This window comes from Leptolyngbya sp. UWPOB_LEPTO1 (assembly GCF_017302695.1).
Classification (GTDB): Bacteria; Cyanobacteriota; Cyanobacteriia; order Leptolyngbyales; family Leptolyngbyaceae; genus Leptolyngbya; species Leptolyngbya boryana.
In genome coordinates this window covers 397,292-417,233 of sequence record NZ_JAFLCJ010000003.1, presented here as the reverse complement: position 1 = coordinate 417,233, position 19,942 = coordinate 397,292, and the positions used below count along the sequence as shown (strand labels likewise).

General features: G+C 47.2%; 19 protein-coding genes. 6 read left to right on the top strand and 13 right to left on the bottom strand.

Annotation, left to right across the window (positions count from 1 at the left end; genetic code table 11):
* The first annotated feature begins 3 nt into the window (after positions 1 to 3).
* The 3 genes from J0L70_RS07210 to J0L70_RS07200 are packed head-to-tail and all read left to right on the top strand — an operon-like array spanning position 4 to position 2,321.
* Complete coding sequence (locus tag J0L70_RS07210) at positions 4 to 1,440, top strand: FAD-binding domain-containing protein (protein WP_287453791.1); 1,437 nt, start codon at positions 4 to 6, stop codon at positions 1,438 to 1,440.
* A 47-nt stretch (positions 1,441 to 1,487) separates the two neighbouring features.
* Positions 1,488 to 1,820, top strand: a complete 333-nt coding sequence (locus J0L70_RS07205; protein WP_017289615.1) for a rhodanese-like domain-containing protein — start codon at positions 1,488 to 1,490, stop codon at positions 1,818 to 1,820.
* Positions 1,821 to 1,838: 18 nt separating this feature from the next.
* The gene (locus tag J0L70_RS07200) at positions 1,839 to 2,321 is read left to right on the top strand and encodes an anthrone oxygenase family protein (RefSeq protein ID WP_287453790.1); all 483 of its coding nucleotides are present in this window, start codon (positions 1,839 to 1,841) and stop codon (positions 2,319 to 2,321) included.
* Here the strand turns inward: J0L70_RS07200 and J0L70_RS07195 are convergent.
* Positions 2,318 to 3,073, bottom strand: a complete 756-nt coding sequence (locus tag J0L70_RS07195; protein ID WP_287453788.1) for a S8 family serine peptidase — start codon at positions 3,071 to 3,073, stop codon at positions 2,318 to 2,320. The genes J0L70_RS07200 and J0L70_RS07195 overlap by 4 nt on opposite strands.
* Before the next feature lie 167 nt (positions 3,074 to 3,240).
* Here J0L70_RS07195 and J0L70_RS07190 point away from each other — a divergent pair, with 167 nt between their 5' ends.
* On the top strand, positions 3,241 to 4,851 hold the full coding sequence (locus J0L70_RS07190) for a hypothetical protein (protein ID WP_287453787.1): 1,611 nt from the start codon (positions 3,241 to 3,243) through the stop codon (positions 4,849 to 4,851).
* A 69-nt stretch (positions 4,852 to 4,920) separates the two neighbouring features.
* A complete protein-coding gene (locus tag J0L70_RS07185) occupies positions 4,921 to 8,511 on the top strand; it encodes a hypothetical protein (RefSeq protein WP_287453785.1) in 3,591 nt (1,196 codons plus the stop codon).
* Positions 8,512 to 8,739: 228 nt separating this feature from the next.
* Here the strand turns inward: J0L70_RS07185 and gpmI are convergent, their stop codons facing one another.
* The 11 genes from gpmI to J0L70_RS07130 form a co-directional block, all read right to left on the bottom strand.
* A complete protein-coding gene (gpmI, locus tag J0L70_RS07180) occupies positions 8,740 to 10,356 on the bottom strand; it encodes a 2,3-bisphosphoglycerate-independent phosphoglycerate mutase (RefSeq protein ID WP_316428113.1) in 1,617 nt (538 codons plus the stop codon).
* A 232-nt stretch (positions 10,357 to 10,588) separates the two neighbouring features.
* On the bottom strand, positions 10,589 to 12,307 hold the full coding sequence (locus J0L70_RS07175) for an ABC-F family ATP-binding cassette domain-containing protein (protein ID WP_017289609.1): 1,719 nt from the start codon (positions 12,305 to 12,307) through the stop codon (positions 10,589 to 10,591).
* Between the two features lie 64 nt (positions 12,308 to 12,371).
* Complete coding sequence (locus tag J0L70_RS07170) at positions 12,372 to 12,719, bottom strand: DUF952 domain-containing protein (protein WP_287453784.1); 348 nt, start codon at positions 12,717 to 12,719, stop codon at positions 12,372 to 12,374.
* Positions 12,701 to 12,850, bottom strand: a complete 150-nt coding sequence (locus J0L70_RS07165; protein ID WP_017289607.1) for a QAALIT motif small membrane protein — start codon at positions 12,848 to 12,850, stop codon at positions 12,701 to 12,703. The genes J0L70_RS07170 and J0L70_RS07165 overlap by 19 nt, the downstream gene beginning before the upstream one ends.
* A gap of 130 nt (positions 12,851 to 12,980) precedes the next feature.
* A complete protein-coding gene (locus J0L70_RS07160; RefSeq protein ID WP_017289606.1) occupies positions 12,981 to 13,172 on the bottom strand; it encodes a hypothetical protein in 192 nt (63 codons plus the stop codon).
* 185 nt (positions 13,173 to 13,357) lie between these two features.
* On the bottom strand, positions 13,358 to 13,801 hold the full coding sequence (locus J0L70_RS07155; protein ID WP_017289605.1) for an ATP-binding protein: 444 nt from the start codon (positions 13,799 to 13,801) through the stop codon (positions 13,358 to 13,360).
* Between the two features lie 296 nt (positions 13,802 to 14,097).
* Positions 14,098 to 14,697, bottom strand: a complete 600-nt coding sequence (locus J0L70_RS07150; protein WP_287453783.1) for a J domain-containing protein — start codon at positions 14,695 to 14,697, stop codon at positions 14,098 to 14,100.
* Positions 14,698 to 14,830: 133 nt separating this feature from the next.
* Positions 14,831 to 15,424: an ATP-dependent Clp protease proteolytic subunit gene (locus J0L70_RS07145; RefSeq protein ID WP_017289602.1), complete on the bottom strand. Its 594-nt coding sequence runs from the start codon at positions 15,422 to 15,424 to the stop codon at positions 14,831 to 14,833.
* A 20-nt stretch (positions 15,425 to 15,444) separates the two neighbouring features.
* On the bottom strand, positions 15,445 to 16,071 hold the full coding sequence (locus tag J0L70_RS07140; protein WP_036044782.1) for an ATP-dependent Clp protease proteolytic subunit: 627 nt from the start codon (positions 16,069 to 16,071) through the stop codon (positions 15,445 to 15,447).
* 84 nt (positions 16,072 to 16,155) lie between these two features.
* On the bottom strand, positions 16,156 to 16,842 hold the full coding sequence (locus tag J0L70_RS07135) for an ATP-dependent Clp protease proteolytic subunit (RefSeq protein WP_287453781.1): 687 nt from the start codon (positions 16,840 to 16,842) through the stop codon (positions 16,156 to 16,158).
* 284 nt (positions 16,843 to 17,126) lie between these two features.
* On the bottom strand, positions 17,127 to 18,698 hold the full coding sequence (locus J0L70_RS07130; RefSeq protein WP_017289599.1) for a bifunctional pantoate--beta-alanine ligase/(d)CMP kinase: 1,572 nt from the start codon (positions 18,696 to 18,698) through the stop codon (positions 17,127 to 17,129).
* A 149-nt stretch (positions 18,699 to 18,847) separates the two neighbouring features.
* Between J0L70_RS07130 and J0L70_RS07125 the strand changes: the two genes are divergently transcribed.
* The gene (locus J0L70_RS07125; RefSeq protein WP_017289598.1) at positions 18,848 to 19,438 is read left to right on the top strand and encodes a winged helix DNA-binding protein; all 591 of its coding nucleotides are present in this window, start codon (positions 18,848 to 18,850) and stop codon (positions 19,436 to 19,438) included.
* Positions 19,439 to 19,443: 5 nt separating this feature from the next.
* Here J0L70_RS07125 and J0L70_RS07120 read toward each other — a convergent pair whose 3' ends face one another.
* On the bottom strand, positions 19,444 to 19,905 hold the full coding sequence (locus J0L70_RS07120) for a VOC family protein (RefSeq protein WP_017289597.1): 462 nt from the start codon (positions 19,903 to 19,905) through the stop codon (positions 19,444 to 19,446).
* Positions 19,906 to 19,942 lie beyond the last annotated feature (37 nt).

Genomic DNA, 19,942 nt, shown 5'->3' with positions numbered 1-19,942 from the left:
GTTATGTCTGATTTGATTTTGTTTTGGCATCGTCGGGATCTGCGGATTTCTGACAATCTTGGTTTGGCTGCGGCGCGGGCGCGATCGCGCAAAATCGTCGGGGTGTTTTGTCTAGATCCCTTGATTCTCGATCGAGATGATGTGGCTCCTGCACGAGTGAAGTATTTGATCGGAAGTTTGAAATCTTTGCAGGAAAGATATGCAAAGGCAGGCAGTGAATTGCTGATCATTCAAGCCGATCCGAAAGAGGGAATTCCGAAATTAGCACGATCGCTGAATGCTGCAGCTGTGTTTTTCAATCAAGATGTCGAGCCGTATGGACGCGATCGCGATCAATCTGTAGTTGCTGCTCTGAATCATCTGGGTATTGAAGTACAGACATTCTGGGATCAATTGCTGCATTCACCTGAAGAAATCAAATCAGGATCAGGCACACCTTATACGGTGTACTCTCCATTTTGGAAAAATTGGAGCCTTCAAAAGAAAAAAACACCCGCACCGGATCTCGCAGGTGTAGAAGGCTTGACCGATTCAGAGCGAGAGCAAGCAGAAGGCACGATCGAGCTGCCAACCGAAAAAGAACTTGGGTACGTTTGGGAGCAGCCCCTCATGCTTAATCCGGGTGAAAAAGCAGCCCAGGAAAGACTCGAAGAATTTTGCTCTAGCGCCATCTACTCGTATCAAGAACAACGGAATTTTCCGGCTCAGTCTGGAACGTCTTTACTCAGTGCTGCATTGAAATTTGGCGTGATTGGAGTTCGGAAGGTTTGGGCAGCGACCGTTGAGATAGCCGAGAATCGCGGAGAAAGTGATGATATTCGAGTTTGGCGGCAGGAGATTGCTTGGCGCGAATTTTATCAACATGCGATGTATCATTTCCCTGAATTAGCAGACGGCGCTTACCGCAAAGTTCTCAAAGATTTCCCTTGGGAGAATAACGAGAAGTATTTTCAGGCTTGGTGCGAAGGCAAAACAGGCTATCCGATTATCGATGCGGCGATGCGGCAGATGAATGCAACCGCTTGGATGCATAATCGTTGTCGAATGATTGTTGCAAGCTTTTTGACGAAAGATTTGCTGGTCGATTATCGGCTCGGTGAAAAGTACTTTATGCAGCGATTGTATGATGGCGATTTGTCAGCAAACAATGGCGGCTGGCAGTGGAGTACTTCGAGCGGAATGGATCCAAAGCCGTTGAGAATTTTTAATCCAGCGAGTCAGGCGAAGAAGTTTGATGCGGAGGCGGAATATATTCGCGAATGGTTGCCAGAATTGCGAAGTGTAGAGACGCAAGATTTGATTTCGGGCAAGATTTCGGCAGCAGAGCGCGATCGAGCCGGATATCCAAAGCCGATCATTGATCACGCGGTGCAGCAACGAGTTTTTAAGGAACGGTATGCAGCGCAGAAGGCGACAACCGGAGAGAGTGGGGGTGATTGATCAGAAGCGATCGCGTAAACTAGCTCTAACCCTGATTTTTGATCGCTATGTCCTTTTCTCAAATCACTGTTGAAGACTTGGCTCAATGCCTCGACAATCCAAATATCCAATTTGTCGATGTGCGCGAACCCTGGGAAGTTGAAATGGCTTCTCTAAAACCGTTTCAAAATCTTCCACTCAGCCAATTTTCGGAATGGGCTGAGCAAATCTATAGCCAGCTTGATCCTGAAACGGAAACATTAGTGCTTTGTCATCATGGCGTGAGATCAGCGCAGATGTGCCACTGGCTCACCCAGCAAGGCTTTACCAATGTAAAAAATATCTCAGGTGGAATTGATGCTTACTCGATCGTAGTCGATCGCTCAGTTCCCCGATACTAAAACTGCTGTCATAGGCGCATGATGACATTGATCAATTCGTCGCTGGCTTCATTTAAGCTTTTTGCTGCCCTTGGCTGTGGATTGGTTGGGGGTGTTTTCTTTGCGTTTTCAACCTTTGTGATGCCTGCTCTGGAGAGCCTGCAACCTGCTCAAGGTATTGCAGCCATGCAATCCATCAACATCAAAGCGATTAATCCGTTCTTTATGTTTGCGATCTTCGGTACAGCAGCAGTTTGTCTACTGCTCGCGATCGCTGCATTGCTGAACTGGAATCAATCGCGCACGGCATTTCTTCTAGCAGGCGGATTACTTTATCTCATTGGCGCAGTTGGAGTAACAATCGTATTCAATGTTCCGCTAAATGATGCATTAGCAGTTGTCAAACCAGAGAGTACTGAAGGTGCGAATCTCTGGGCAAGATATTTGACGAATTGGACATTCTGGAACCATATTCGGACAATTGCAGCACTCATTGCATCAGCATTGTTTGCAGCAAGCTAAATGATTTCCCACTCTAATCCATCCTCATCGCGCACGATTTGACAAGACTGTTCTAACTGATCAATCCATTCATTGATCGTTGTTTGAGACTGAGCTAATTTTGCCAGACGACCCGCAACAGTTGCGGCGGCTCCGCTCGTGTCTCCGGGCGCACCTGGTTCTACAAAAAATGTGGTATGGCAACCTGTTCCAGTACTAGGATGTAGCCGTTGTGAATGATGGGAGAGTTGCAATCCGGCTGTCGTTTTTGCGATCGCGCCAACACTGATCACTTCTCGTAAAATTGCTGGAAATGCCATACCTTGCCGATGATGATGTGCATACCCATTTCCGGCTGCTGCAACCGTTGCAACTTGTGAATTTCGGAGCTGAGCAATCAAAGGACGCAAAGGATGCTCAGCATAGTACTCATCGGATTCAGAACAGGTTATATCTGCGATCGCAGCACACACGACTCGGATATTCAGTCGATCGTGATGTTCGAGAATCCATTCAAATGCGATCGACATAGCTTCTAGATTGCGAAGAATCCCTTGCCGATTCACGATTTTAATCGGAACAATCCGTATTTCTGGCACGATTTGTAGAATCGTTTGAGCGATCGCGGTTCCGTGCGTTCCATAGTCGATGGTTTCATTGCGATCTCCTTCATCACTCAAATTTAATCCGGGCAGCAAGTGAGCAGCATTCACTCGCTCAGGATCAACACCTGTATCGATCACAGCCACACTGATGAAATTCGATGATTGCATAAGCACCTCTCTGAAACCGCTCTCATCCTATTAAAAACCACCATTCAGCACTCTATTTTCAACTCCATAACTTTCCATAACTTTCCATTATCGACTGACCTAAGCAGTTCCCATATCGTAAAAGGGTCTTCAACAAGACACCACAAACCTATCCGAGGAACCGCAACATGTTTCTAAAAAACAGAGCTATTCTACGCGCAAATGAAGTTCGGAGCGTAGCAAAACGGGGTGATAGTAAAAATGCCCTCACTGATTTTGATATGGCATTAGCCTTGACGCAACAAGCAATCAACACTCAGCTTCAATACGCTTGGAAAGCATGGGTACGCCGCAAAAACGTTGAAAGTGAAATTGTTCTTCCTAAATTTAAACTGAATAAAAATGGTCAACAAGTTCCTGCAACTTACGGCATTCGTGCAAAACTTGCACCGATTACGATTGATTTTAATGTTCCGAACGGCAAACTGGGTCAAGTCAACGTTACTCTGCATTTACAATCAGGAGTTGTTAGTTACTATGATGAAGACGCAGAAGATAAAGCAACTTATCCGATCGAAAATTGGAGCATTGGAGTTGTAGTCGATCTCGATAAGAAACCTGTCGATCTCAAAACCTTAGCAGCGATTGATCCGGATGCTAAAAATCTTGCAAGTGAAATGATCTCAAAGTCGGGTCTACCCGAATCCGTTTTCTCGATCGAATATTTATTCCTGAAGTTTACAACTGTTGATCTCCTACTTTCTGGCGGACAACAGATTCAGATCCCTGCGGAAGTTCCACAAGCTGCAAAAACGAAAGCACTTGAATCTCTGAATCTATTGCTGCAAGGCGAGATGGGCGAATTTATGCTCGGAACCGTGGTGCGACGAAACCGTGAACAAGCAACGCCAACGTTTGCGATGACCGACTTTATCTTCCATGTCGATCCGAATGAGATCGCTCCGGAAGCAAGTACTTTGAGCTATTTAGGGATGTTCTCGGATCGCGCTTTGCCAAGCGATCGTAATGGAGCACGCATTAATCTCAAAGATGATTGGATTCGCCCTGATCAAATCAATGGTCAAACCTCGACGATTTCCGGCGTGATGGCGATTCGCAAAGAGAAGTTTTTTGATGAATATTTAATTCCTCTGTTTACTCAACAGTTTGGCTTTTCTCCAATGGTCAACGGGAATACTCGGACTTACTCCAAGTCGGATTCTAGAAGCGATCGACGCAAAGACATCGTCCAACGGATTCTCGATTCCAGTGATAGTTATGCCGTGAGTATTACGCTAGTTCCAGGCACAAACACCTTGAACATCTCTGGTAGTATTTCTAGTTCTCGGACTTATCGTGAACGCACCCTGCCAACTCTCGTCAATAAAGATGGATTGCCGAGTTTATCAGTCAATGGCTCAGGTACTCGAACTTTCAATGCTGCCATTACACTCACAGCTCAGGGAATTGGAACTGAGTTTAGTCTTCACCCTGATCTCAATGAGCCTCAATTTTCACCCATTCAGATTTCAGGTGATACGGACGGTTTTGCAGAAGTGACGAAAGCTTTTCAAAAGCTTTTCGGGATCAAAGATATGGAAACAGAACTGGGGAATGCTGCACAAGATCGAGTCAATCAAATCAGCCAAGTTCTCCAGGGCGTGCTGTCTCGAATTGATATTGATCTCTCGAAGCATCAATTCATTCCTCCGGGCGGCGGTGTATTTACGTTTCAGAATCTCCACTTCTCCGATCAAACGGGCGATCTGCTCATGGATGTAATCTATCAAGCTCCTTAGTTCTACTTGCAATGTGGGATCTGTTTGATCTCAGATCCCTGATCCACTTCATTTTTTCAACATAAAATCATGAACACTCCAAACGTTACTAGCTTTTCCACTCTCGACCAGCAAGGACAATCCACCCGCTTCACAGTTTCAACCGATATCATCGATTACATGGCATCTGCTCGCACCTTTGGACGAGAAGATCTCGCTGATCCACAACAACAAGGACGCTTCCAACGCCGAGTCGTTGCGATTCCTGATCGACGTTCTACTGTCCTTACGCCAATGGTGCTAACGATCGGCAATCGCAACCAACTCTCGCTCGTTCGCCAAGATAGCTCAGGCTGGAAACGATTTGATCTCAATCGTGCTTTCGGAAATTCTCAAGTTCATGCTTTGGGTGCTGCCTGGACAGATGACGATCGCATTACGATCTCCGTTGCAGTCAGCGATCCCGTTCAACCTGCGCTCAGTCGCGTCTTTGTTGCCTATGATCTCAGTAGCCAACATACCGATTGGGATAACATTCCTTGGGTTGATTGTGGAACTCGCGCCATGATGCGACTCGCTGCAATTCGAGTCTTGGATGATGGAGATAGCTGGACGATTGTACTGGCAGGTAATCAAGGTGCAAATGAAGCCGTTTACTTATTAAGACCAGGTCAGAAGTTTAATCAAGCTTTTGTCTTCAATCCAGCTGTGACTTTGCAAGAAATCTTTGATTTTGAAGTTGGAGTACATCCTGTCTTTGGAGGTGGATTGCATGTCCTCGGAACTAGTGGAGGGAAGCGCGTGCTTTCTTTCCGTCCATTCCCGACCTATGACAAGACAGGGCGGATTGTATCGACTCCTCCCGTCGTTGTTTTACCTTGTCCAGCAGGAGCAACGGTGCTCGAATCAACTGTCACTCGCGACGGTGCTAGCGATCTCTACATTGCCGGACAAGGCACGCAGTTCATCTCAGCCGATGAGCAGGATCAAGCCGCGAAAGCAAAAGTTGAAGCAATTGTGCCCGCAGAATTAGCACCAAATGTTGAAGATTTAGTCATCGGAGATAATGCAGACGGAACGATCGCAGTTTGGACATTACTACAAAATGGTGACTTGAACATTGTAAAGCGATCGACGAATGGCTGGAGTGCGCCGTTACGCCTGCGCACGGATGTACAAGAGATTGCACCGATCCAAGGAGATGACTATGCAACAACTTCTCTATTGATTGTTTACACGAATAGTCGGGCTAGCTATCTTTGGCAAGATGCAGGAACGGGCGTTTGGCAAGAAACTCCGATTCTCGTTGTAGATGCGGGTGAGCTAACTCGGATTCCCTGCTATGGCACTTCACTTCGAGTGCTTGATGCAGTAGGAACACCCCAACCGAATCGCAAAGTAACTGTTTCAGCATCCGTACTGTGTAGCGTAGTGATGAACAATGAAACCGTCTTTCTCAGTCCTAATGTGTCAATCGAGACGGAAACGGATGCCAATGGCGCTGTGAGCATATTTGATGCAGTGCGATCGCTGACTCCTGCAATTTATCGTTTCTCAGTCGAATCGATTGATAAAGCGATCGAAGTTAATCCTGCTGCAAGTGTGCATCAACGATTCAAAACGATGACTGCGGATGATCTGCGATCGGCAACCTTTACAACTCCAGAAGGCACGTTTTCACTGTTATCCGAAAGCTTCCGTACTGGAGCGAATCGGACTCAAGTCGATGCGATCTCGGCTGCATTAAATCAAGTCGCAAAACTCACTGATTCAACCACCACCGTTGCTCCAGGAGTGCGGCTCGTCGAACCCAATGCAGCTTACAGTTCTGAATTACGATCGGACACCGTACCACAAGGGTATCAGTGGGGGATCATCGCTACAGCTAAAGGCTTAAAGGCAGCGTTGCAGAGTGATGTCGATCGGCTTGTCAAATCCAAGAGTGCAGGCGAATTCTTTACGAACTTAGGAGATACGATCGCAGATTTCTTTGAGGGAGTGGGCGACCTCATTTACAAAGGTGCAGTGTTTGTGATCCAAAAAGCTGGAGAAGCTTATGAGTTTATTTGCCAACTGGGAGACAAAATTAAGCGATTTGCTATCAAAACCTTAGAAGAAGTCGGGTCTTTCTTCAAATGGCTTTGGGAACAAGTAAAAATTAAAGCTGAGTGGGTTTGGGAACACCTGAAGCTTCTCTTTGACTGGAATGATATTCTGTACGTGCGCGATGCGATGGTCGAGGCAACAGATGATGCGCTCCGCTATTTTCAAGCTTCGATTTCTACACTCAAAACTCATGTCGATAAAGGGTTTGACGTAGCATTGAATCAAATCGAAGATTGGCGGACAGAAGCAGGAGTACCACCGAAAAAGCTAGCGCCTATCGCTCCTGGTGCAAGTATTTTGGATGACTTGCAATCGATCACAGCTCCGATTCAAACATTGATTGATCGAGCGACTGGCAACAGTGTAGTTGCTTGGATCAATGAGCGTATCAAAGATATTGGCTCGCAAATTATCAGTATCGAAAGTCCAAATCCTATAACTGAAGCAACCGAAGCTGCGGAATCTTTTATCAAAGGACTATTTTCAGATACAGCGGACAATCTATTCGCGTGCTGGCAGCAGATTGAAGCTGACTTGTCTGCACTGTTTAACCATCAGATCCCAACAGGCAAAGACTTGAATTTTCAATTGATTCGGAATGTCTTAATTGCAGTCGGTGCAGAAGCATTGTCTGGCTTGTTACGGACATTGCGAGATCTGCTAATGCGATCGCTCGAATTGATGAAAGATATCATCGGAGTCCTTCGAGATACTTTATTTCTCAAAGTGCGCTTTCCCTTCATTGAGAAGTTGGTCAATCTGGTGCTTCCGGGTGTGAAAGTCGATACTTCATTCCGGTTAATTGATGCCTTGATGTTACTATTCGCGATCCCCGGCACACTCAGCTACAAGGTGTTTTTCCAAGAAGCTCCCCTTAAGAAAGGAGAGAAGTTGATTCTGCCGTTTAACACTCCCATGACCGTACAGTCTGGTGTTGCAGACATCAAGCGATATGCTTGGATTGGCACACTCGTCGGTGCATTTGCGAAATCCGCCATCTCGCTTTATCAAAGTGCCTCCGCAGCTTCGGAAGAGGAACCTGCTTTTCCACCCGAAGTCGCACTTGGACTCGCTTCTGCTTTTGGTGGAATTGGGCTTGCAGCAGAAATCATGGGTCGTCGGGACGTGTCTAGCTTGCCAGCAGCGTTGCGAACAGCAGTCGAAGCATTACAGTGGTCAATGATTGCGATTTCAGGTTGGATTGCAATGAAAGGAGCCTCAGCGGCAATTCTAGCAAAAGTCAAAGGGGCAAGGGACGTAGGCACAGTCAAAAAGGCAAATGCTGGATTAGAAACTGTCCTCTATCCAAGTCATTTCCTCTTGCAAACGGTCGCGTACAGTATTGTGATCGATGATGCACGTCGATCGAGCAATCATGATGTTCGCGAGCGGCAGTTACCAGATTCGTTCATCTGGGTCGCGGGCTTGTTTGATCAAGGTGGCTCAACTCTATTTGCAAGTGCAGAACTAGCAAAAGCTCAAGTGAAGTTAGCTTTGCTCGCCGCTGGCACAACCTCAAAACTCTTAGCCTTCTTAACGTCAATTGGAGGAGTTGCAGCAGAAATATCAGTTTGATTGAGATCATCAGATTTGAGAGGAGATAGAAGCCTTACCAGCTTCTATCTTTTTCTTTTAAAGTCAGTCCTCTGAGTCTGGATTCTCCCCACTCCCCACTCCCCACTTTCTCTATCAGATTGATTGTGCTGCACAACAAATCGACCCACACTCTTTTCCCTTGCACAAAAAATCCCCCAGGCAAATTTTCACCTAGGGGACAGTTCAAACATGACTCTCGAAAATTACCTAGCGCGCAATCTTAACAGGTGTGCGATTTGCTCTCACATCAAATTCCGCCTTCTCGATCAGCGATCGACCTGTCATCTCTTCCGGGATCGGTAACTTCAAGATATCCAAAATTGTCGGCGCAATATCCGCCAACCTTCCGTCATCTCGCAAAGAAACTTCAGTTCCATGCCCCGGAATCTTTAAGCCCTCTCCTTCCACCAAAATGAAAGGAACCGGATTCGTCGTATGCGCTGTCCAAGGATTGTGGTTTTCATCCCACATTACCTCTGCATTGCCGTGATCGGCTGTGATTAGGGCTGTTCCACCTGCTCGATTAATCGATTCCAGCAATTGCCCCAAACATCGATCGACGGTTTCTAGCGCTTCTACCGTCGCATCCATTTGTCCCGTATGCCCCACCATATCCGGGTTGGCATAGTTAATCACAATCATGGAATAGATGCGCTTTTCCACAGCCGCGATCGCGCCTGCTGTGACTTTTTCCGCCGACATCGCAGGCTTTTTGTCGTAAGTCAGTACCATTGGACTCGGAACTAACTCGCGATCTTCTCCTGGGAAAGGCTCCTCTAGCCCCCCGTTGAAAAAGTAAGTCACGTGAGCATATTTCTCAGTTTCAGCCGTGCGCAGTTGCCGCAATCCGTGACGAGAGATCACCTCGCCTAAGATGTTGTTGAAGTTTTGCGCTTCAAATGCGACCTTGACCGAAAGCGAGGGATCGTATTGGGTAAACGTCACAAATGCCAGCGGAGAGATTAGGGTTCTCTCAAATCCGTTAAACGCAGGATCAACAAACACCTGCGTCAATTGCCGGGCGCGATCCGGACGGAAGTTAAAGAAAATAATGCCGTCGCCAGGTTCAATCGCTCCCGCAACCAGTCGAGTCGGCTCAACAAACTCATCGGTCACGCCTGCTTCGTAAGACTGTTTCAGCACGTCGATCGCACTTTGTCCCGTTCCCTCTCCGGGTTGGGTCATCGTCCGATAAGCCTTTTCAACGCGATCCCAACGGCGATCGCGATCCATCGCATAATAGCGACCGCTAATGGTGACAATCTTGCCAATCCCGACGCGGTCGATTTCAGCTTGCAAGTGCTGGATTTCTTGAATTGCAGCCTTTGGAGGCGTATCGCGACCGTCCGTGATCGCATGAATATAAACTTCTTCCAGTCCTTGTGACTTCGCTAAGTTGAGCAATCCAACCAAGTGAGAAATGTGAGAATGAACGCCACCCGTCGAACATAACCCAACTAGATGCAACTTCGTCTTCCGATGCTGCACAGTTTGACAAACTTCGACTAACTTTGGATTCTGTGACAGCGTTCCAGTCTCGACTGCATCAGAAATCCGCACCAATTCTTGAGGGACGACGCGCCCTGCCCCGATGTTCAGGTGTCCGACTTCTGAATTGCCCATTTGCCCATCGGGTAATCCGACATCTCGACCAGAAGTCCGAATTAACGTGTGCGGATACGCTGCCCACAGACTATCCATCACCGGAGTCTTCGCCTGCGCGATCGCGTTGCCATCGCGACTATCGCGGTAGCCCCAGCCATCCAGAATAATAAGCACCACAGGAGAAACAGGCGCTTGCCCCATATTTTTCTGCCCTTTCACTGAAATATTCTCCGCAAATCATAGCATTGCTCAGTAATCCTTCGCGTTTTCCCTGCATATAAAAATCAACTTCGCTCTTTTGTTAACAATTTCTTAACAAGTTGATTTACTTCTTAAATCTTGCTAGGAAAACTACTCAGAAGAATCAACGATTTGCGATCAAGTCAAAGATTGATCACAAATCGTTTTCTCGAATTCTAATGCTTTGAATCTTAGCGGTTTTTTCTGGAAATTACGCGCTTCTTTGAGCTTTTTTCGTTTTTTCTTTTTCTTTCTGCTTCGCGCGTTTTTCGGCAGCTTTCGCTTCTTTTTCAGCCTCGATCGCGGTTAATCTGGCTTTCTCTTTCTCCTCAGCGATTTTATCCAGGTAGTAGTGGTAATCTCCCCGGTACAAGCGGAGTTCGCCGTCTCGAATCTCGACGATTTTGTTGGCAGTTCGAGAGATAAAGTAGCGATCGTGCGACACGATGACGACACTGCCATCGTAATTTTGAATCGCTTCTTCTAACATTTCTTTGGCAGGAATATCTAAATGATTCGTTGGCTCATCCAGAATCAGCAAATTAGCGGGTTGAAGCAGCATTTTTGCTAATGCCAACCGCGCTTTTTCTCCTCCGCTGAGTGATTCTACCTTCTTGAAAACGGTATCACCACTAAACAGAAATCGCCCTAAATGTGTGCGAACTTCCTCATTTTTCCAATCTGGGACTTCATCGTGAATTGTATCGGCGACGGTTTTATTCAAATCCAGTGCTTCCGCCTGATTTTGCTCAAAATAACTGGGAATCACGTTGTGATCCCCTAACTTAATGGTGCCTTCGACTGCCTGTTCACTTCCGGTCATGAGGTGCAGCAGGGTTGATTTTCCAGCTCCGTTGGGTCCGAGAATGGCAATATGATCCCCACGTTCAATCAGCAACTCTGCGCCTAAGAACAGAATTTTGTCGCCATACATATGCGTGAGATCTTCAATGATCACCACTTCACGTCCGCTTCGGGGTGCGGGCGGGAATCGAAAATGCAGCGTTCTCACATCAGAATCGGGCGCTTCGATCCGCTCAATTTTATCGAGTTGTTTTTCGCGGCTCTTTGCCTGCGTGCTTCGAGTCGCACTGGCACGGAAGCGATCGACAAATGCCTGTTGTTTCTCCAATTCTTTTTGCTGCCGCTCAAATGCGCTCATTTGTGCGTCTCGCTGTTCCTGCTTCTGTTGCAAGTAAGCGGAGTAATTGCCGAGATACGTGGTCGATACACCGCGCTCAGTTTCCACAATTTGGGTGCAGAGTCGATCAAGAAATTCTCGGTCGTGAGACACAATCACCATTGGAGTAGAAAGGTCTTTGAGATAGTTTTCTAACCATTCGATCGTTTCTAAATCCAAATGGTTCGTCGGCTCGTCAAGGAGTAAGAGATCAGGCGATTGAAGGAGAATCTTGCCCAAACTCATCCGCATCTGCCAGCCGCCACTGAAAGCGCTGACCAAACGATCTCCATCATCAGAATCAAATCCCATTTCGGGCAAAATTTTCTCAATCCGAGTTTCTAGCCCATACCCATCCATCGCCTCGAATTGCCGCTGCAGCCGATCCATTTTGTTCAGCAACTTGTCTAACTCTTCTGGCGTTGCGGATTCCATCGCCACATGCACTTTAGATAGCGCTTCATGCACCTCGTTTGCCTCTTTGAAGGCACGCCAAAATTCTTCCCGGACAGTGCGCGTGGGATCGACTTCAAATTCTTGCGTCAAGTAGGCTATATGCAGACTCGCAGGACGAATCACTTCACCATCGGTGGGTTCAATTTCGCCTGCAATGATTTTGAGCTGCGTCGATTTGCCTGCGCCATTCACACCGACTAGCCCAATGCGATCGCCCGGTTTGACTTCCCAGTTAATGTCTTTTAGGACTTCGCCAGTGGGATAGATCTTACTAACGTGTTCGAGGCGCAACATAAAAAACTCCAGGGTTAGGCAAGTTTTAAAATCTTAACAAAACCTAACCACTTCGGATTTTTAGTTACAGATTATTTGGAAGCAAAAATGTCCCATCTGCATGGGGTGGAAAGTCGAGAATTTTGACGATCGCATCTGCATTCAATTCGCCATAGATATGCGGAAAAGTTCCAACGCCTTCAACTGCTTCATATCGAATCTCTGAATTCACCTTTTGAGGATCAATGCAGAGTAAAACGAGATCACGCTGTCCTGCGTAAAACTGATTGGCAACCCAAATCACCTGCTCCTGAGTTGAACAGTGAATAAACCCTTCCGTATCCAAAGAATCAGCGCGATAAACTCCGGTTCGCTGTGCAATTTCGGCGCGATCGCGAGTCGTAATGTGCAAAATCAATTGATCGATCCCCATTCTCGCATCGGAAATGAGAAGAGAGCATGAAAGAGTGGGCTAGATGTTTCTTTAGGTTTAGGCATACCAATCCCAGCGAGCAGTGCTAAGAGTACTGTGATGGCGATCGCCTGGAGAAGCTTCTCTAACATCTCAAACCTCACTCAATCAATTTTCAGGCAAGGATGATCGGGTAGGCATCCTTGATAAGATCTTACTTAAGATTGATGCAAATGCCTACATCCTTTAGGATCCTATCAACTTAGCCTCTAAACTTAGCGTCTAGTTGAGTGTTGTCTGTGCCTGAAGTTTTTTTTCCTTGATCCCGCAGAATGCTCCTGCTACAGGTCTCGGTGCTTGAAGATGGGGCAACGTTGGAGGAGATGCGATCGCACTCGCAATCGGTTGGGTCAACAATGTAATCAGACACGAACAACCTGCCAACAAAAATAGCTCTAACCGTTTCGTTTTCATTGCACTTAAATAATCCGCGATCGGGCAATCTGCTCTGCCAAGATAGCAAAAAAATACCGCAATGACTCGTCTACATTGCAGAAGTCGAAACGTACAGACAATTCTAGGAATGCTAAAGAACCCAGATCAAAAGGCCTAAAGAGTTATTTCTGACAGAATTCAATTGACGTAAAAGAACATTAGTACTAAACTACTAAAGGCAAGCGAGCAGAATTCCGAATTTGCTTACAGAGTCGCAATTCCGTTCCTTCTTCGTTCCATTCAACTTGGTCAAAAACCTGATATAAGATATACAATCCCCGCCCTGATTCACCTTCGTAGCAAGGGAGTTGACCTTCAACTTCTTCTTCACAACAGCAGACCGGAGCATCAAAACCGCATCCCTGATCTGAAATGATCCACCAATACTCATCAGCGACCATTGAAAACTGAATTAGAACTTTTTTGCCAGGATCAAGGCAATTCCCGTGTTTTGCGGCATTGACAAGAGCTTCTTGGAGTCCTAACCGCACCTCAGCCCGCCAGCGGCTAGGAACTTTTGAGAGGAGAAGATCCAAAATCGGAATCAGATACAGCGTCGATGGGAAGCTGACTGTGTTCCAATTGCGCCCAACCGGACGAGGAGACATCGCAATCACTCAGAAAACCCCGTTGCTTTCAAATGGATCAACATACCGATCATTCAGCAATCGCACCTGGGAACGTTTGGTTACTTCTAAAAACCGAGTCAGAAATGATTGAAGAACCGTGAAGTTTTTATCTACCTTTACTGCCAATCTGTTAAATGTGAAAGTCTTGGCAACGAGTTATATAAAGTCGAAAATTTATATGAAACTACGCAGAGCAAGCTTGCTCAATGTAGCCTTCTACATTCATCCTATACCAAAATACGCGCCTCGGAGTACGTTTTTTGGCTGAATTGCAGCTAGCGCCGTCGATAAATTTTTTCTTCAAGACGACGAAAGTCTTGTTCGATTTCTGCCCAAAGTCTGCGATTGTGGGGATCAGTACGGAGCGCCTTTTTCAAATAATTCCGGGCTTTTTCATAATCGCGATCTTGAATCAGATGTTGTCCCCAACGGTGATAAGTGATCGCTTGCCATTGTCGAACATCGGGGTGATCAGGAAAGCGTTGCGCTAATCCTTCTGCTAAAGCAATTGCGCGCGGGAATTTCTTTTGTTTGAATAAGTCTTGCAGTTGCTCATAGGACGACTGTAGAAGATGGCGATCGACCAATGAGAGTTCTGGCGCATCGGGATTCTGTGCGACTTTATGAACTTTGACTTTGATTTCTGCGGGTTCTGCTGCAACAGGGGGATCTTGGGATGACACTTCAGCAGGCAGAATGCTCAGCAAAAATTGATATGCCTCAGTGATGCGGATGAAGCGTTCTTTTGCGCGATCGTCATTTGGATTCAGATCAGGATGCAGTTGACGGGCGAGCCGACGATAAGCAGTTTTGATGTCTTCGTAGGTCGCTCCTGCCCTCAATCCTAAGAGTCGATAAGAATCAGCAATGTTCATGAATACAAAAAAGGGCAGAACTATTTGCATTCTGCCACTTGTTTTTGAATTTGGTGTATCGCAGATTTGACGAATCGTGCTGAATCATTCACTCTAGCGAACAAAATTTGCTAGAGCACACTGCAAATCATCATTAAACGGTTTCGATCACGCGATCGATTAATCCATATTCTTTTGCTTCAGCAGCAGACATGAAATAATCGCGATCGGTATCCCGCTCAATCTTCTCCAGCGGTTGACCTGTACGCTCAGCCAGCATTTCATTCAGTTGCCGACGCATCCGAATGATTTCTCTCGCTTCGATTTCGATGTCGGTTGCCTGCTGACGACCGGTTCCCCCTAACGGCTGGTGAATCATGATCCGGGTGTGCGGCAATGCAACCCGTTTGCCTTTGCTGCCAGCGGCAAGTAAGAATGCACCCATTGAGGCTGCTAGACCCACACAAATGGTGATCACTTCAGATTTGATGTGCTGCATGGTGTCGTAGATCGCCATCCCTGCTGTGACAGAGCCACCGGGGGAATTGATATACAACTGAATCGGTTTCGTCGGATCTTCAGAGTCGAGGTAGAGCATGATCGCCACGATTTGGTTAGCGATATTGTCATCTACGTCTTGGCTCAAGAAAATGATGCGCTCTAAGCTTAAGCGCTGATAGATATCGATCCATTGCTCATAGGAGCTACCTGGCAAACGATACGGGACTTTGGGAGTTCCAATTGGCATAGGACAGTCTCTTTTGTTAATTAAACTAAAGCGGGAATTTGCTTGGGTAACTCTTTGGGGCTTTCCAGAACTCGATCGATGAGTCCGTAGTCTTTTGCTTCTTGAGCAGTGAGATAGAATCTGCGATCGAGATCTTTGGTCAGTTTCTCAACTGATTGCCCCGTATTCATCGAGAGAATTTCGAGGAACGTTGCGCGATCGGCAAGTACCTTTTTCGCATCCACTTGAATGTCTGTGGCTTGACCGCGCGATCGCCCGTATTGCGGAGACAGCACAATTTCAGCGTTCGGCAAACTCAGCCTTGAGCCTTTTGTACCGGACGACAATAACAAGACGGCGCTACTCGCTGCCATTCCCATACAAATCGTATGAACGGGTGCTTTGATGTATTGCATCGTGTCGTAGATTGCCATACTCGCCGCGAGCGACGAGACTCCTCCAAAGGCTTCACCAGGAGAGTTGATGTAGAGATAAATGGGTTTGGTTGCGTCTTCTGAATTGAGATACAGCAAGAGTGCAACGATCCCATTGGCGTTGTTGTCGTCGATTTCGTCATCGAGGAAAATGATTCGCTCGAATGCCATGCGGGTGTAAATGTCCACCCACTGCACCATTTGACTGCCGGGGAGGCGGTAAGGAACTTGCATAGGGCAAAAGAAGTAGAAGGTGGGAGTGGGGAGTGGGGGAGTGGGGAATCCGTTTAAATTCTCCCCATTCCCCTATTCCTCGAATTATGTCAAGGCAGCAACAGGTTTGGGTAATTCCTTGGTGCTTTCGAGAACCCGATCGATTAGCCCATATCCTTTTGCTTCTTGCGGAGTTAGATAGAAGGTGCGATCGGTGTCTTTGATGATTTTCTCGATCGACTGTCCGGTGTTCTTAGAAAGAATGTCCAGGATTGCCGCGCGGTTGTCGAGGACTTCTTTTGCTCGAATTTGAATATCTGTCGCTTGTCCGCGTGTGCCCGATTTGGGTTGATTGAGCACGATCGTGGCATGAGGAAGACTAGCTCGGAAGCCTTTGGTTCCGGCAGAGAGAATCATTGCCGCCGTTCCGACTGCTTGACCGATGCAGATCGTGTGAACGGGAGGTTTGATGTAATTAATCGTGTCACAGACTGCAAACGCTTCGGTTTCAAACCCAATCGTTTCTCCTTGCCACGAGGTTCCGGTGGAATTGATATAGAAGAAGATCGGTTTTTCGGGATCGTCGAATTGCAGATATAAGAGCTGTGCGATGATCAGACGAGTGTAGTCTTGGTTGGGGTTTCTGCGATATTCATCGATCGAGTGCAGAGGTCCACCGAGATATACAATGCGCTCTTTCAGCATCAAAGATGCGAGGTCTGGAGGGGGCGTGCGATAAGACGCATCGCCATAGTAAGTCGAGGACTGAACAGCCTTAATCGGTGATTCCATAGCAGCTTGCCTGAAACAATTGCCTAAAGTGGCGGTTTATTCATGGTAGCGCGTGAGACGAGGAATAATGCAGTCACCGGAGGATGGGAATCCCGAAATCGCTGAAAGTTCCCGAAATTGCTGAAAGTTAACGAGACGAAGAGACGCTAAGTGTAAAACAGGTTTGCGCCCGTAGTTTGTTCGAGCATAGAAGATTCAGAATCATTCTGCAAAAAATTCCCTCTACTTTTTCTGGCAAATTCTGCGACAGAGAAAGTAGAGGGAATGCCATTAGATTTCTAACATTAGATTTCTAAGGAGTCTAAGCTGAGAGAAGCAGTTTTCTCTTGATACAGGCTGACGATCGTATTCAGCACATCCGCTACACTCATTGCATCGGATTGAATCTCGATCGCATCTGATGCCTTTCTCAAAGGTGAAATTGTGCGAGTGCTATCTTTGCGATCGCGCTCAAAAATCGCCTGCTCTAAATCTGCGAGATTCGCCGCAGGTTGACCCATACTTTTGAGATCAAGCTGTCTGCGTCGCGCCCGTTCCTGAATTGAAGCTGTCAGATAAATTTTGACTTCTGCATCTGGAAAAACATGCGTTCCGATGTCACGCCCATCTACTACGATGCCGCCGCGCCGACCATAACTTTGCTGCTGTTTGACCAACGCCTCACGCACGGCTGCCTGCGCCGCGATCGTCGAAACATGCGCCGTCACTTCCGGAGTCCGAATTGCTTGGGTTACATCCTGTCCATTCACCAATACAACTGGAATTGCCGTATCGGTTTGAAAATCGATCTCACACTGATGCGCCAACTCAGCAACGGCTGGCTCATCGCGCAAATCGACTCCAGCTTCGAGTACAAACCAGGTTAACGCCCGATACATTGCGCCTGTATCGAGATAAAACAGTCCCAATTGTTTCGCTACGCTGCGTGCTACGGTCGATTTGCCTGCACCTGCTGGTCCATCGATCGCAATAATAGGACGACGATCGCGCAAGATTGTGTTGTCGATCAGGCGGGTCGAACCCAGGCGCGCCGCCAATGCAAGCAAGCCCTCATCAGTTACGGTGTCTAAAGATTTCAGCGTCATCGGATCTACAAGTTCGATATACTCCGGTTGCAGTGACGGGACTTTTTCGAGTTCCTGTTTAACTGCCTGCACTAAGGTAGCACTTACACGCTCCCCAGATCGAAATAGTTTTTCAGCTTGTGACAATCCTCGATAAAGCGCGCTTGCCTTTATTCTTTCTTCATCACTAAGATATTGGTTCCGGGAACTCAGCGCTAAACCGCTTGGTTCGCGGACAATCGGGCAAGGCACGATCGTAACGGGCAGATTCAAATCTCGAACGACTTGTTGAAGAATGGCAAGCTGTTGGGCATCTTTCTGACCAAAATAAGCGCGATCGGGTTGGACTAAATTAAAGAATTTTGTCACAATTGTCGCTACCCCTTCAAAGTGTCCAGGACGCACGACCCCACATAAACCGGACATCATTTCAGCGGGAGGTTGAACCCGAGTTTGGATCGGGGGAACTGTCGCCATTTCAGCGACGGTGGGCGCAAATATGACATCGACTCCGGCTTGTTCGCACAAGGCACGATCTCGCTCCAGAGTTCGAGGATACCGTCCAAAGTCTTCGTTCACGCCAAACTGCAATGGATTGACGAAAATGCTGACAACAACGATTTGATTTTCTTGACGTGCGCGCTCAATTAAGCTCAGATGCCCGGTGTGGAGTGCACCCATTGTGGGGACGAACCCGATCGTCGATTCTGCTGAATCCGTCGCCACGGGCTGTTTTTTCTGTACCGATTTTAGATAGCACCGCAATCCCGCAACGGTCGTGAACAAGCGCACAAGTCCTCCTGAACTCTGTCGATGACAAATCTATTTAAGTTTAGTGAATCTCCGCACTTTTTCGCGAGCTTCTAAAAGTTTGCAAACACAAGGAGGAGAGCGACTTAAAATTTGCTAAAGTGTAAACCTTTCTTAGAATAGACCCCTCTATGTTATTGAACGAGAAGCAACAGCGAATCTTGTCGATTATTGATGCCGGACATACAACAGGCGAGGGGATTGCAGATGAGATCGGGTCTTCGATGCAGATGATTCGCTATTACTTGGATACGCTGGCTGAAGATGGCTATCTCAAGGTGGCGAAGGTTTACGATAATGCGACACGCGAGTTTCAAGTGGTACGCGCGTATTTGACCGACAAAGGCAAGGCGGCACTGGTCAAGGTGGCTCCAGATGCAGTAGTGCAGACGATCGAGCAGACCGTAGCTCCGACCGCATCGAATGAGATGGAGTTGATTATTCAGGCGTTAGACCGAGTTCAGCCGATTGTGGAGGCGTTGCCGAGCGATCGTGCGGAGATTGCTTGTGTGTATCTAGAAGATTTGCAGAATGAGATGAAAGTGGCATACCGTCGAAAGCCACAGCGGATTAAGGCGTATTTTTTAGCGTTGTTGGGGACGGCATTGCCTGCGATTCAGCAAACGGGAAGGGCTGATGCCTTTGTTGAGGATGCACGATTTTTAGCAGATAAGTTCGGGGTAACGGTGAAGTTACCAGAGAATGTTGGAGATTTGAGTTGAGCGCGTTACGGTTGGCGATTGCAGCGAATTTCTAACATAAATCCATCGGGATCGTAAAAATAAATTCCGCGTCCGGTTGGGCGAGAAACAGGTCCGTGATCGATGAGCACGTTGTAATGATGGAGCACTTCAACGGCTCGATCGAATAATTCGGGCGCAATATCAAATGCAAAATGATTCATTCGAGTAAATTGCTGTTTCGGGTCAGAATCGGGTGGCGATAGTTCTGGCTCCCAAAATAAATCGATAATCGTTCCGTCGGGGGTTTTGAAATTGGCAATTTTTCCTGCTTCCACTTCCGCCTTTAACGTCTCAGGCACTTCTGCCCCGGTCAGTTCGTGCAGTCCTAAAACCGTGCCATAAAAATGCCGCGCGACTTGTAAATCTTTGACGTTCAACGCGAGATGATGCACTTCCCGCAGACAGCCCGCGAGTGAAACAGTGGAAGGTTGAGGAGTAGAGAGCATAGTGAATTCCATTGCTTTTACTTTCGCTCTGATTCTA

Coding starts and splice junctions, on each gene's coding strand:
- J0L70_RS07135 (WP_287453781.1), bottom strand. CDS start 16,842: ATGGAATCACCGATTAAGGCTGTTCAGTCCTCGACTTACTATGGCGAT.
- J0L70_RS07190 (WP_287453787.1), top strand. CDS start 3,241: ATGTTTCTAAAAAACAGAGCTATTCTACGCGCAAATGAAGTTCGGAGC.
- J0L70_RS07160 (WP_017289606.1), bottom strand. CDS start 13,172: ATGAAAACGAAACGGTTAGAGCTATTTTTGTTGGCAGGTTGTTCGTGT.
- J0L70_RS07145 (WP_017289602.1), bottom strand. CDS start 15,424: ATGCCAATTGGAACTCCCAAAGTCCCGTATCGTTTGCCAGGTAGCTCC.
- J0L70_RS07195 (WP_287453788.1), bottom strand. CDS start 3,073: ATGCAATCATCGAATTTCATCAGTGTGGCTGTGATCGATACAGGTGTT.
- J0L70_RS07150 (WP_287453783.1), bottom strand. CDS start 14,697: ATGAACATTGCTGATTCTTATCGACTCTTAGGATTGAGGGCAGGAGCG.
- J0L70_RS07165 (WP_017289607.1), bottom strand. CDS start 12,850: ATGTTAGAGAAGCTTCTCCAGGCGATCGCCATCACAGTACTCTTAGCA.
- J0L70_RS07200 (WP_287453790.1), top strand. CDS start 1,839: ATGATGACATTGATCAATTCGTCGCTGGCTTCATTTAAGCTTTTTGCT.
- J0L70_RS07210 (WP_287453791.1), top strand. CDS start 4: ATGTCTGATTTGATTTTGTTTTGGCATCGTCGGGATCTGCGGATTTCT.
- J0L70_RS07175 (WP_017289609.1), bottom strand. CDS start 12,307: ATGTTGCGCCTCGAACACGTTAGTAAGATCTATCCCACTGGCGAAGTC.
- J0L70_RS07120 (WP_017289597.1), bottom strand. CDS start 19,905: ATGCTCTCTACTCCTCAACCTTCCACTGTTTCACTCGCGGGCTGTCTG.
- J0L70_RS07185 (WP_287453785.1), top strand. CDS start 4,921: ATGAACACTCCAAACGTTACTAGCTTTTCCACTCTCGACCAGCAAGGA.
- J0L70_RS07125 (WP_017289598.1), top strand. CDS start 18,848: ATGTTATTGAACGAGAAGCAACAGCGAATCTTGTCGATTATTGATGCC.
- J0L70_RS07170 (WP_287453784.1), bottom strand. CDS start 12,719: ATGGGGATCGATCAATTGATTTTGCACATTACGACTCGCGATCGCGCC.
- J0L70_RS07140 (WP_036044782.1), bottom strand. CDS start 16,071: ATGCAAGTTCCTTACCGCCTCCCCGGCAGTCAAATGGTGCAGTGGGTG.
- J0L70_RS07155 (WP_017289605.1), bottom strand. CDS start 13,801: ATGTCTCCTCGTCCGGTTGGGCGCAATTGGAACACAGTCAGCTTCCCA.
- J0L70_RS07205 (WP_017289615.1), top strand. CDS start 1,488: ATGTCCTTTTCTCAAATCACTGTTGAAGACTTGGCTCAATGCCTCGAC.